Genomic DNA, 10,778 nt, shown 5'->3' on the forward strand with positions numbered 1-10,778 from the left:
ATCACCTTCACTGGGGCATCTGCTGGGTGTCCAGTTGCTTGAGCTAGTTTTTCGGGAGTCAAAGATTCTCCAGCCTGTCCTTCCCAAGCAAACACCTCAAATGGGTAGTCGGACTCACTCATGAATTGCAATCCGCTACAGGTTTCCTTAAGTTTGCCGATTGCCTCTGAACTACTCACACTGCCTCCACTGAAGTCGCTGGGGATGCTCTTCATCGTAAGCAATTGGTAGCTCTTTAACCAGTAATTCAGGCATGGTACGATGCGCCCATGAGTAAGTACCGTATCGCTATAGCAGCCCGAAAAGGAGGAGTTGGTAAGACCACAGTATCGTGTGGCCTAGCCTCTGTGTTAGCTCACCAAGGGCTTCGTACCTTGGTCATTGATTTAGACCCCCAATCAAATGCAGCCTACGTTTTGGGAGTTGATCCAATTGCTCCCGGCACCGCAGAGTTGCTAACTGGCGGCAAGCCAACACCTTTAGAAGCTGCTCCAACTCTCCATGTTTTGCCAGGTGGCCCTGAGCTGGGCAGTCAAAGAATTCAATCCCTGCACCCTGAAGAACTGGCTGAAGCTATTAAGTCTTTGGACTACGATGCCATTATTTTCGATTGCCCCCCAGGTAACGAATACCTGGAGCGCTTTGGCTTAGTCGCTGCTGACGTGGGTCTAGTCATAACCAACGCTCACCCTCTAGCCGTAATGGGAGCAGCAAGAGTTATCGAAATTTTGGAGAGCTACCGTAAGAAGGGATGGCGTGGTCCTCAGCGTTGGGCATTTGTGCTTTCTCAAATCGATTCACGGCGATCGCTCGATAAGCAGTTTGGCCCTCAACTGGCACAGAGGTATCCCAAAACTCCTCGCTTTACCATCCACCAAGACACAACTCTTTCACTTGCGGCGGCTGAGCAAGTGCCGTTAATGGAATACGCAGCTAGCAGTCGTGGAGCAGCCGAGCTAACGTCATTGGCTCAGTGGATTACTGATCCAACTAAGGTTTTGGAGGACACCGATGCCTCCTAGAAAAAAGGCCAAAACAGATGTGTGGGGTGCTGCTCAAGATGCTGCTATACGCCTGCATGGGCAAGATGTGCAGGTTTCTGAGCAGACAGAACGTGAGCGAGCGCAGCGTACTGCTTTACCATTGGAGCAAATTCAAGATCGCGCATCCGATACTCGCCAACTGCGCCAGGACCACGTTGAGCAGCTAGCTGAATCGATCGCTGTACTTGGTTTACTGGAGCCTTTGGTTGTAGATAACCAAGGGCGTTTGCTGGCAGGAGGCCATCGAAAGGCAGCTATCTATTGCATCAAGGAAAGCCAGCCAGAGGCTTACGGACAGCATTTCCCAGACGACATAGTTCCGGTGCGAATGCTGGCTTTTAACGCTGATGATGATCCAGAGAAGGCACTCCAGGTCGAAATTAGCGAGAACGAAAAGCGCCGAGACTACACCCCTGCTGAAGTTCGAGCATTGGCCGATCGCCTGCGCTCCGCTGGCTATGCAGATACTCCAGGCAGGCCCAGCAAAGATGAAAAGCGTCTCCGCCCAGCACTAGAGATCATTATTGGCAAAAGCTTGAGGAGTGTTCGTCGTTATTTAACTGAAGAAAAACCTGTCCAACTTGGACAGGTTTCTAAGAAAACTGCTCTGCGACGGGCGAAGGTAGCCCTAGAGCAGTGGATGAGTGTTGTAGAAGATGAGGAGACTACCGTACCTGAAAGGCAACTAAGTAAAAAGTTACCTAGCTTGCTGGAATTGATAGAGAAATTGCTTGAGGAGAGCTGACTTTGTAACCTTGGGTCTATGAGTCCCCAGAAGTAAAACTCAAATCTCTCTATCTATATAAGGTTTAGCGCTTCACTCTACAACCTTGCCTAAACTTTGCCTAGATATAAGCAGAGATCCCTCTCATTTTCAAGAAGGAACCCTACTACCCCAAGGCAGGAATTTTTAGCTTGTGAGCTAGTGATGGTAGGGATTTCAAGTATTCTCAATAGCTAAAATATCAACAGTATCTCAATTGCTTGAGCAAGGCGGTCGCTTTGGCTAGGTGAAGCAGTCTAACGTTTCGGCTGAGCGGTTGATAACGTTTGCAACTCCAGACGCAACTTTTGATAGTCTGCTCCAGCCGAATGGTTGTACAGCTATTCGCCGCCACCGCCACAACCGCTACAACCGCCACCATCGCTGCCTCCAGAGTCACCGCACCCAGAATCGTCTCCGCTAGAGTCAGAATGATGACCTGAGAAATCTTGCCAATTCCATCCCCCACGACCCCCACACCCATCGCTGGCATCACCATTGCCATACCCTGGCCCGTAAGCCCGAAAAGTTCTTGGTCTCCTTAAGGAAGCGACGACGCCAACAAGAAAGCTAATTAGCCCATATCCTGCCCCAACCCCAAGTCCAGCCAGCAAAACTGCTCCTAATGGATCAATCTCACTAGCAAAGCCTCTCACATGGCAGCCACTCATGATCAACGCTGCAACACTGGCAAAGCCTACCGTTGTAGTCCTATGAAATTGAGTTTTTTGCAGTATCCAGTTCTGCTGAGTATTCACTCGCACAAAATGTAAGTCGCGTCCAAATCGCTCCTTTGGTGTAGACCAAAATTCTGCTGGAGGTTTAGCTCCAAAAAATCGTTCGTAGCTCTCCAGAGTCTTGCTATACCAGTCATCAAATTTTTGATTTTCAGCCGCTCCCCCTTGAGTTGGATCGTGATGAAGTGGTGTTTGCAATACCTTGGGGCAGAACTCTTGCCAATACGATCGCGTATAGCTCAAGTGGAGATGCCAAACTTGGTCTACTGGGTCTGAAGGGGTGGCTGGATGACCTGATGCTACAGCCAAAAAAGTAAACTTCTTATACTCCTCAATCGCTTGCAGAGCATAGTGTAATGACCAACCGTTTTCTCTAGCTAAGCGTTGGCTAAAAGATAGTGGAGCCTCTGGTTGATTTAACGAAAATGCTTGAATTCGCTCATACAACTTTGCTTGCTCAACATTCATTGCTTGAACGTTCTGGTCGGCTGATCCTTCGGAGTTCACCATCTTTTCTGACTCAGCTTGAAAAAACTTACTCCGAATTTAACATTGCCCTCCTGTTCGCCGAACCCAACCTGATTCTGAAACTCAAGCAATAGCAGCGTTCCAGCTTCGGGTTAGCCTTCGCGGGTCCTGTTTATTCCAAACGATTATCGCTGTGGATTGTGGTTCCACTACTCGCGGGTTCGAGTCCCGTCGTTCGCCCTGGTTCCAGCGATTGGCCTAAATAGCTGATCTAGATTTGATCTAAAAAAAGCACCTCTCTAGTCTTGGGAAGGTGCTTTTTTACATCAGTTACTAGCTTTATTTACAACATGGCTATGACTTTGGAGTGCTTAGCGTTTTGAGTAGGGCACAACCTCGATTGAAGACTCCGTCAACCAGTACCTGCACACGTCTTTCGTGGAATGCTTCCTCGAAGCTCAAAGATTTCGAGTTCTGGTCGTCTGGGTCTTCAAAACTAGGCATCTCTTTATGCTTCAAAGGCCCAGGGTACTTGCCCCAAGTTACTTGCTGATAGATAAAAGTAAGGAGCGTTAGTTCTTCAGGAGATAGACCTATAGAACAGTCAATACACATCTTTGGGAGATCATGAGTTTTAACTAAGTTCTTGAGCTTCCCATCATCGCTCACTCGCTGTGGGTCCTTTGCCATGAGACAGCCCTTCAGTACACACTCTAATGCGTAACCTGCAAGAAGGTAGTAATCGTTCAAGAGATTGATATCATCAAGATTGTTTTGCTCTTCGCCTCGGTTTCTTAAGTTTGACTTCCCAAACGGGCCACCATCAGCTAGCCATCGCACATTATCCCGCTCGTAGGCTGTATAGGCGATATAGGCGATTTCAAAGAGTGTGTCTGCCGCTCTCTTGTGACGGCGGGCAGGGCGTAACCAACTCGAGGGCCATCGCCATGCAGCTAAGAAGTTTTCCAGTCGGCGCTCCTCTATAAAGGCGGACTCTTGCTCCGGCGTTGGTGCGTCATCGAATATTTTCCTCACAGACCCTCCACATTAAACAAACCATTTATAGAAAAGTTTGAGACAGGCTCAATCTACCTGTACTACAACGAACTGGACTAACTTTGGACTAGCTGATACAAAAATAGCCCGTACTACAGCGTAATCTGCAGGGCTTTTAGAACCTGAAACCCTCATTCCCTCGTTGAGTTATTGCGTACCGCGCAATTTTTATTTGGGGTGACTGACGAGAGTTGAACTCGCTAACACTGGTGTCACAAACCAGCCCCTCCACCTCTTCGGGTTCAGTCACAGTGGAGCCAAGGGGAGTCGAACCCCTAACCTTCCGCTTGCAAGGCGGATGCTCTAGCCAGTTGAGCTATGGTCCCATTTTGTGGATTCTGGTCGGAGTCGAACCGACATCTTCCTGCTTGCAAGGCAGACGCTTTCCCAGTTAAGCTACAGACCCCTATGGCAGGAATGGCAGGAGTCGAACCTGCATGAAACTGTTTAGAAGACAGTTGCCTTATCCGTTAGGCGACACTCCCATGATTGGTAGTCCTGATAGGATTCGAACCTACAGCCCTCTGTTTGTAGGACAGATGCTCCACCATTGAGCTACAGGACTACGAGAGCGAATGGCGAGAGTCGAACTCGCATCTGAAGATTGGCATACTCCGGTGTTAGCCCTTACACCACATTCGCAAGATTCAAGATTGGAGCGAAAGACGAGACTCGAACTCGTGTCTCCTGGTTGGAAGCCAGGGATGCTAGCCACTGCACCACGATCGCAGGGTTGATTAAGAATGGGGCTGGTGACAGGAGTTGAACCTGCAACCTACTGTTTACAAGACAGTTGCTCTGCCGTTGAGCCACACCAGCATTTGGTAGCGGAGGTGAGAATTGCACTCACTGATGTGAAGGGTATGAACCTTCCGAGCCGCTGTTGCTCCATCCCCGCATGCCCCTGACAGGAGTCGAACCTGCAACACACTTGGTTTAAGCAAGCGATGTCTGCCGATTGCATCACAGAGGCTTGAACAATTCAAAATTCAGAATTCAAAGTTCAAAATGAAGGCTCCTTTTTGAATTTTGAATTTTGCCTTCTGAATTGAATTGGTGGGTTGTATAGGGCTTGAACCTATGCGCTTCCGCTTAAGAGGCGGCTGCTCTACCAACTGAGCTAACAACCCGAATATTTGGTAGGTCGCCCAGGAGTTGAACCTGGATCTCTCCGCTTAAAAGGCGGCTGCATATCCGCTCTGCCAACGACCCACAAGAATTGGTACACCGAGCAAGACTCAAACTTGCTAATGACCCACTTATCGGGTGGGTGCGTCGATCACTTCCGCCTTCGGTGCTTGGTACTCCCGGTGGGAATCGAACCCACAGAAACTAGATCCTCGGTCTAGTGCGTCTTCCCTTCCGCCACAGGAGCAAATGGTCGGGATGGTAGGATTTGAACCCACGGCTCCTTGGTCCCAAACCAAGGCTTCTGACCACTGAATTACATCCCGATGTTGGTACTGCTGGTGGGAGTCGAACCCACAACCTCTGGTTTCTAAGACCAGCACCTCTTCCAGTTGGGCTACAGCAGCAAGGAATGGGAGGGGCACAGAGGATTGACCCAGGCGACTGTTTACCTCCCAACTGCCCCGCTAGGATTCGAACCTAGAGACTTCGCTTTCAAAGAGCGAGATGTTGCCAGTTACACCACAGGGCAAAGAAGTGGATGCCGAGGCTGGAGTTGAACCAGCATCTCCGTGATTCAGAGTCACAGCGACTTTCCATGTCGTCCACTCGGCAATGAATGGCTGCCCCAGTAGGACTTGAACCTACAACCTTCCCGTTAACAGCGGGCCGCTCAGCCATTGAGCTATGGGGCAATACAAGTTCCCTGATACAGGGATGGGAAGTGACAGGATCGAACTGCCTTCTCGCCGTCTTCAGCGGCACGTGAGCACCAGCTTCACCAACTTCCCATTGAGGCGGAGGATAGAGGACTCGAACCCCTAGTCAAGGACTACCCTGGTTTTCAAGACCAGTTGCCGACCATTCAGCGGTATCCTCCATGAGTGGCAAGAACGAAGGGACTCGAACCCCCACTTTTCGGTTTCGTAGACCGATGTGTTATCCAGTTACACCACGTTCTTATGAGGCGGAGAGCAGTGGACTCGAACCACAATTGTTCATCCATCTGTTTAGCAAACAGCGCCGATCGCCTGATCGGTTTACTCTCCATGTGGCAGTGCAGACGGGACTTGAACCCGCTAGTCACACGCTTGAAAGACGTGCCGCTCGACCGCTTCGCTTCTGCACCATTGATGCCGTGCAAGTTGAAAAAGCTGTTGTTGCACACACAGGATTTGAACCTGTAGTTCACTGTTTATGAGACAGTTGCCTTACCGTTTGGCGAGTATGTAAGCTTTTTCGATGAGGGCACGACAACGCACAGACTAGGATTCGAACCTAGAACAACGGTTTTGGAGACCGCGATGTTGCCGTTACACCATCTGTGCATTGGTCGCAGCGGTGGGAGTCGAACCCACATATCCTCAGTTATGAGCTGAGTACCTTACCGTTAGGTGACACTGCAATAGTTGGACTCCAGGGTGGGAATCGAACCCACGGATAGTTGGTTTTGCAGACCAACGCCTTCCCACTTGGCGACCTGGAGATGTGGTGGAGACGAGGGGAATTGAACCCCAGTCCTGCAACCGTCCGTTTGTTGGTTTCGGAGCAGGTGATGCCGATCGCGTCCCCACGAGCGAGGATGACAGGAGTTGAACCTGTAACCGCTTGCATCGGAAACAAGTGCTCTATCCATTTGAGCTACATCCTCATTGGAAGCATCGACGGGAGTTGCACCCGCTTCTCCGTGCTTGAGAGGCACAGCGACTTATCTAGTCGTCCACGATGCTACAAGGCGGGAATGGACGGATTTGAACCGACGTTCTTTCGCTGGACAGGCGACTGCTTTGAGCCGGGCTAAGCTACATTCCCAAAGGTGGCGATTCAATTTTCAAGGTGCAGGATTGCTGATTGCAGCAGGAGTTAGAGGAAGCAACGCCGTTCTAGATGGTAGATTTGCCGCAGATGACGGAGTGCTTGAGTCTGTTTAGTTGAATGGTTAGATTGACTTCCCTGATTGAATTGCTCGTCTCGAAGAGATGCAGAAGTACGTGGAGAATGTGTTTTCCAGTGTTCTGAAAGCTTCGGGAGAAGACCTGTTTTTTGAAGGGAGTGAGCAGCCATTGGATTCGCTCCTTTGTGTCTCATCTCATACTACAGTTGTAATACAACGTACTACAAAATGTCAAGGGGATACTACAACTTTTTTTGAGAAGTGAGAGGGCAATCATGAAAAAGATGGCTAGACTGCCCTCTCAGATTGAGTTGTAGTAGTTAAGCTGGTGTGGAGATGTGTGCTTCACTCATCTGCCACAGCTTATAGAGGAAGAACTCAGTGCGATCGCTCAGCATGGTGAGGAACATCCCTTCATGAGCTTCCTTGCTCTCAGCAATCCAGCTTCCGTTCAGGCTCACTTCTACAAACTCGTCATCGACTGGGATGACATTGACTCTTCCACGGCATTCTTGCCGTAGTGACAGCTCTAACTGCTCCAGTTCAGGAACATCAGCAGGTAAGAGCAAGGAGGCATGACCAGGCTCCACTTGGAGGGACTGTCCTAAGCGCATGGCAAGAACAACTCGCTGAGCAATTGCCAACTCAGGAGAGGTCATCACCCGCTCCATGTAGAGTCCGTCTTCGGTGTAGTTCAACTTCAACATCGGTCTTGCCTTCTTCTTGCTGGGTCTGAGGTCAGGGGTCAGTGGGCTGCTCTTTCCAGAACTGTTCTGCAAATGCAATGGCAGGATGAATGGGTGCTTTGGGTTTGCTTCTAAGTACCATTCCGGTCTCGTGTAAGAGGCGATCGCCCTTAGCTGAATTGCACTTGTCGCACGCAGCCACTACGTTGTCCCAGGTATGGGTGCCACCCTTGGAACGAGGAATGACGTGATCCAAGGTGAGACGCTTGGTACTGCCGCAGTACTGGCAGGCGTGGTGATCGCGGCGGAAAACCTCGCGACGATTGACAGGTGGTAGCTTCCACTGCCGCTCCGGATTGCCACTCGTCAAGCGGATGTGCTCCGGCACTTGTAGTACAACACTGGGAGAGCGAACTTCCCAGGTCTGGAGGCTGTTGAACTCTAGTGACTCGGCTTGCCCCGTCACCAGAAGCACGATCGCCCGCTTAATGTTGATACGTGCCAGGGGAAGGTAGTTCTTGGAGAAGACTACGACCTGGTTGTGTAGTATTGGAATCTTTTGACTCTGCTCTATTGCTTGCATAAAACTCACTCCTCAAAAAACAACCCCCACTTCTGATGACCAGGAGCGGGGGTAAGTACAAGGAAGCTGATGCGCTGTTTCCCTATGTCGGTGTCAGGCTAGCCCTGCACCTCCCGCTGCTAGTCAGTTGATCCGGATTGAGTTGTCCGGCGACTGTGCCATCAATGCCTTTGTTGGCGGATTGACCACCACTAAATCGATACGCTCCCTCACACCCAAACAGCACCGCTGCTCTACCCCAACCTCGATGGGGGAGAACAAGGGCACTGGATAAGGTGGCGAGTAGGATACGGATCATAGAAGGCTGTATTACTTGTATTACAAATCTGGATAGCTACATACTACACTTGTAGTATTATCTTGTCCACTTTATTATTTCGCTAGGTAGTTCGGTATGGATACACGCAGACCAAGTTCCACTTCGGAAATGCAAGTGACGAGTATCCGGCTGGAAGCTGAACTTAAAGAGCGATTGCGAGAGCTTTCTGGGGAGCAGGGGTATCAGACGCTTATTCGAGAAATACTTTGGCAGTTTGTGGAACAACGGTTAATGCCTTTGGAGAAACGATCGCCTTCCCAAACTCCGCTTTTGTCTAGATCAGAGATTCGAGTAACCTTTGACGCGATCGCTCAACGAGAGGAACATTGTGCGATCACAGGTCGATTAATCCAACCACAACAACCGATGAAGCTAGGGCTCACAATCACTGGTGAACTAGTTCCTTTGAGCGCTTAAGCGTGAGTAGAGTGGATAAATCGAGATGTGGGAGCAATGGATAGAACGTGATCATCCAAGTTTCAGATCATGCAAAGCGCGTTGATATCATCTCCATCATGCCTGTAGGGAAGCGGATTTTCTTCGCACTGCTGAGTCTGATTCCTCTGCTCGCACCCTACGAACTGTTGTGGCGCGTGCAATGGCATGACTATTGGAACCCAGTTTTCCTGCTCTTTGCCCTTGTCTCAGTCGGTGCGATCGCAGTGAGTGGGTTATTCCTTTTTGCTGCATTGGCTGGGCTGAGTTCTCAGATGACCTTCAATGCGCTCCGCTCAACTTTCACTCACTCAGAACGTGCGCCTATCGTGCCTCAACGAACGCAAGTGCTACCGCTGTCATCAATTAGGAGCATTCACATTCGCACTCAGGAATGGAGTGATGGGCCTCCTAGCTACTCTCTGAGGGTCACAATGTTCAATGGTGCTGTCTTCGACTCCGGCTCCTCAGAGTCGCGCCAGGAGATCGAGCAGGCAAAGGTGCAAGTCGAGGATTTTCTAAACCGGACAGGGAATTTTTGAAGGCTGTCCTAGCAGCGCCCACAAATTAAGTGAAACTTATCAGTCAACGACAGAATGAGGGTTTCAGCCGTTTCGAGTAGCAGGCGATCGATAAGCTGGGGTTAACTGCCTCAGCCTTTTTGGATGTAACAACGGTGTATCAATGGTTTGACCTTGTTACCTGAACTAAACTAACTTAGTTCAGGTAAACTTCCGCTTTGGATAATATGACTGAAGACTCGGAAAAGTGGCGTGAGCCACCAAAGCTATTCGATTTTTTTGACTGGAGCGATCGCGCTGAAAAGTTAGGCTTCCGGCTTCAACGCTATGGAAGCAAGCTTTTTGCGCTGCGACGGGAATCGGATGATGAGTTGATGACGGATGTCTCGGACTGGCAGCAGATCGCTGAGCTAATTGAGCGATTGGAGACTCTATAGAAGCTCGCAATCTCAGCCGCTGTCTGGAATAACTTGAACGACCGCAAGGATTAGAAATGAAGGTAGACGGCCACGGCCAAGCCAAGGTATTGACTCCTGGCGAAATTGCAAAACTGTTCGAGGCATTGGAGGGCGATCGCGATCGCGCCCTTTTTGGCATCTGTCTCTACACAGGATGCCGCATCAGTGAGGCTTGTTCCATGCTCACCACGGATGCTTATGATGCAGTCGGAGTCAGAATAAAGATTACTCTGCGGAAGGCCAACACGAAGGGAAAGCAGGAGACTCGACAGATTCCGGTCAATGCAGTTCTGAAGGGCTACTTGGAGACGTACCGAGCGGGAGCAGGTAAGCAGTACCTATTCCCTGGACGGCACGGGCGCGGGCACATTAACCCCAAGTCAGCCGATGAGATTCTGAGGGAGACATGCGATTGCCTAGGGCTGGTAGGAGTTAGCACTCATAGTTTCAGAAGAACTGCTCTGACCCAGATGAGTAGTGCAGGGATACCGCTGCGGGTGATTCAGGAGATATCGGGGCATCGCAGCTTGCAGGCACTTCAGAGATATTTGGAGGTGTCGGAACTGCAACTGGAGGGGGCGATCGCGTCTCTAAGTTTTTGAAGTATCGGCGCTTAGTGAATCAATTGATCTCTTGAACTAGATTTAAGAATTTTTGACGTTGTATAGCTCCATTACAATATCCTTA

12 protein-coding genes and 28 tRNA genes are annotated in these 10,778 nt (G+C 50.0%); 6 read left to right on the top strand and 34 right to left on the bottom strand.

All coding sequences use genetic code 11. The features are described from left to right. On the bottom strand, positions 1–215 hold a 215-nt coding region (locus H6F90_RS16455; protein ID WP_206756186.1), incomplete at its 3' end, for a nuclease A inhibitor family protein. 54 nt (positions 216–269) lie between these two features. On the opposite strand from H6F90_RS16455, the gene H6F90_RS16460 reads away from it, so the two are divergent. Then, complete coding sequence (locus H6F90_RS16460; RefSeq protein WP_190553468.1) at positions 270–1,022, top strand: ParA family protein; 753 nt, start codon at positions 270–272, stop codon at positions 1,020–1,022. Continuing rightward, positions 1,012–1,788: a ParB/RepB/Spo0J family partition protein gene (locus tag H6F90_RS16465; RefSeq protein ID WP_190553469.1), complete on the top strand. Its 777-nt coding sequence runs from the start codon at positions 1,012–1,014 to the stop codon at positions 1,786–1,788. The genes H6F90_RS16460 and H6F90_RS16465 overlap by 11 nt, the downstream gene beginning before the upstream one ends. Before the next feature lie 359 nt (positions 1,789–2,147). On the opposite strand, the gene H6F90_RS16470 is transcribed toward H6F90_RS16465, so the two are convergent. The 33 genes from H6F90_RS16470 to H6F90_RS16630 form a co-directional block, all read right to left on the bottom strand. Beyond that, positions 2,148–3,053, bottom strand: coding sequence for a hypothetical protein (locus tag H6F90_RS16470; protein WP_190553470.1), 906 nt, complete (start codon positions 3,051–3,053; stop codon positions 2,148–2,150). Positions 3,054–3,365: 312 nt separating this feature from the next. Further along, a complete protein-coding gene (locus H6F90_RS16475; RefSeq protein WP_190553471.1) occupies positions 3,366–4,046 on the bottom strand; it encodes a hypothetical protein in 681 nt (226 codons plus the stop codon). Positions 4,047–4,240: 194 nt separating this feature from the next. Further along, positions 4,241–4,317: transfer RNA gene (locus H6F90_RS16480), tRNA-His, on the bottom strand. Positions 4,318–4,319: 2 nt separating this feature from the next. Then, positions 4,320–4,393, bottom strand: a tRNA-Ala gene (locus tag H6F90_RS16485). A gap of 6 nt (positions 4,394–4,399) precedes the next feature. Next, positions 4,400–4,473, bottom strand: a tRNA-Ala gene (locus tag H6F90_RS16490). A gap of 3 nt (positions 4,474–4,476) precedes the next feature. After that, positions 4,477–4,552: transfer RNA gene (locus H6F90_RS16495), tRNA-Arg, on the bottom strand. A gap of 5 nt (positions 4,553–4,557) precedes the next feature. After that, a tRNA-Val gene (locus H6F90_RS16500) sits at positions 4,558–4,632 on the bottom strand. A gap of 5 nt (positions 4,633–4,637) precedes the next feature. After that, positions 4,638–4,709, bottom strand: a tRNA-Gly gene (locus H6F90_RS16505). A 12-nt stretch (positions 4,710–4,721) separates the two neighbouring features. Continuing rightward, a tRNA-Gly gene (locus H6F90_RS16510) sits at positions 4,722–4,796 on the bottom strand. Between the two features lie 15 nt (positions 4,797–4,811). Further along, positions 4,812–4,886 (bottom strand) — tRNA-Thr (locus H6F90_RS16515). 80 nt (positions 4,887–4,966) lie between these two features. Further along, positions 4,967–5,040 (bottom strand) — tRNA-Leu (locus H6F90_RS16520). A gap of 81 nt (positions 5,041–5,121) precedes the next feature. Further along, a tRNA-Lys gene (locus tag H6F90_RS16525) sits at positions 5,122–5,197 on the bottom strand. Between the two features lie 7 nt (positions 5,198–5,204). Further along, positions 5,205–5,279 (bottom strand) — tRNA-Lys (locus H6F90_RS16530). A gap of 87 nt (positions 5,280–5,366) precedes the next feature. Next, positions 5,367–5,442: transfer RNA gene (locus tag H6F90_RS16535), tRNA-Leu, on the bottom strand. Positions 5,443–5,445: 3 nt separating this feature from the next. Next, positions 5,446–5,521: transfer RNA gene (locus tag H6F90_RS16540), tRNA-Pro, on the bottom strand. Positions 5,522–5,525: 4 nt separating this feature from the next. After that, positions 5,526–5,602: transfer RNA gene (locus H6F90_RS16545), tRNA-Leu, on the bottom strand. Positions 5,603–5,654: 52 nt separating this feature from the next. After that, positions 5,655–5,727 (bottom strand) — tRNA-Gln (locus H6F90_RS16550). A 6-nt stretch (positions 5,728–5,733) separates the two neighbouring features. Further along, positions 5,734–5,810 (bottom strand) — tRNA-Gln (locus H6F90_RS16555). 5 nt (positions 5,811–5,815) lie between these two features. Next, positions 5,816–5,890, bottom strand: a tRNA-Asn gene (locus H6F90_RS16560). A gap of 23 nt (positions 5,891–5,913) precedes the next feature. Beyond that, positions 5,914–5,986, bottom strand: a tRNA-Phe gene (locus tag H6F90_RS16565). Positions 5,987–5,993: 7 nt separating this feature from the next. Further along, positions 5,994–6,075, bottom strand: a tRNA-OTHER gene (locus H6F90_RS16570). Positions 6,076–6,080: 5 nt separating this feature from the next. Then, positions 6,081–6,157, bottom strand: a tRNA-Arg gene (locus H6F90_RS16575). Between the two features lie 90 nt (positions 6,158–6,247). Next, positions 6,248–6,324 (bottom strand) — tRNA-Glu (locus H6F90_RS16580). A 31-nt stretch (positions 6,325–6,355) separates the two neighbouring features. Beyond that, positions 6,356–6,427: transfer RNA gene (locus H6F90_RS16585), tRNA-Met, on the bottom strand. Positions 6,428–6,452: 25 nt separating this feature from the next. Then, positions 6,453–6,523: transfer RNA gene (locus tag H6F90_RS16590), tRNA-Trp, on the bottom strand. A gap of 2 nt (positions 6,524–6,525) precedes the next feature. After that, a tRNA-Ile gene (locus H6F90_RS16595) sits at positions 6,526–6,600 on the bottom strand. A gap of 5 nt (positions 6,601–6,605) precedes the next feature. Beyond that, positions 6,606–6,681 (bottom strand) — tRNA-Cys (locus tag H6F90_RS16600). Positions 6,682–6,772: 91 nt separating this feature from the next. Then, positions 6,773–6,846: transfer RNA gene (locus H6F90_RS16605), tRNA-Arg, on the bottom strand. Positions 6,847–6,848: 2 nt separating this feature from the next. Further along, positions 6,849–6,925 (bottom strand) — tRNA-Glu (locus H6F90_RS16610). Positions 6,926–6,931: 6 nt separating this feature from the next. After that, positions 6,932–7,007: transfer RNA gene (locus H6F90_RS16615), tRNA-Asp, on the bottom strand. Positions 7,008–7,409: 402 nt separating this feature from the next. Then, positions 7,410–7,796: an alr0857 family protein gene (locus H6F90_RS16620; protein ID WP_190553472.1), complete on the bottom strand. Its 387-nt coding sequence runs from the start codon at positions 7,794–7,796 to the stop codon at positions 7,410–7,412. Positions 7,797–7,827: 31 nt separating this feature from the next. Then, complete coding sequence (locus tag H6F90_RS16625) at positions 7,828–8,358, bottom strand: HNH endonuclease (protein ID WP_190553473.1); 531 nt, start codon at positions 8,356–8,358, stop codon at positions 7,828–7,830. 82 nt (positions 8,359–8,440) lie between these two features. After that, positions 8,441–8,656, bottom strand: a complete 216-nt coding sequence (locus H6F90_RS16630) for a hypothetical protein (protein WP_190553474.1) — start codon at positions 8,654–8,656, stop codon at positions 8,441–8,443. Positions 8,657–8,752: 96 nt separating this feature from the next. Here H6F90_RS16630 and H6F90_RS16635 point away from each other — a divergent pair, with 96 nt between their 5' ends. The 4 genes from H6F90_RS16635 (at position 8,753) to H6F90_RS16650 (ending at position 10,693) form a co-directional block, all read left to right on the top strand. Beyond that, positions 8,753–9,094 carry a hypothetical protein gene (locus tag H6F90_RS16635; protein WP_190553475.1) on the top strand — a complete coding sequence of 114 codons (342 nt, stop codon included), beginning with the start codon at positions 8,753–8,755 and terminating at the stop codon, positions 9,092–9,094. A gap of 47 nt (positions 9,095–9,141) precedes the next feature. Further along, a complete protein-coding gene (locus H6F90_RS16640; RefSeq protein ID WP_190553476.1) occupies positions 9,142–9,654 on the top strand; it encodes a hypothetical protein in 513 nt (170 codons plus the stop codon). A gap of 206 nt (positions 9,655–9,860) precedes the next feature. Further along, positions 9,861–10,070 carry a hypothetical protein gene (locus H6F90_RS16645; RefSeq protein ID WP_190553477.1) on the top strand — a complete coding sequence of 70 codons (210 nt, stop codon included), beginning with the start codon at positions 9,861–9,863 and terminating at the stop codon, positions 10,068–10,070. A gap of 56 nt (positions 10,071–10,126) precedes the next feature. Beyond that, the gene (locus tag H6F90_RS16650; RefSeq protein ID WP_190553478.1) at positions 10,127–10,693 is read left to right on the top strand and encodes a site-specific integrase; all 567 of its coding nucleotides are present in this window, start codon (positions 10,127–10,129) and stop codon (positions 10,691–10,693) included. The last annotated feature ends 85 nt before the right edge of the window (positions 10,694–10,778 follow it).

This window comes from Trichocoleus sp. FACHB-591 (assembly GCF_014695845.1).
In the GTDB taxonomy this organism is placed as follows: domain Bacteria; phylum Cyanobacteriota; class Cyanobacteriia; order FACHB-46; family FACHB-46; genus Trichocoleus.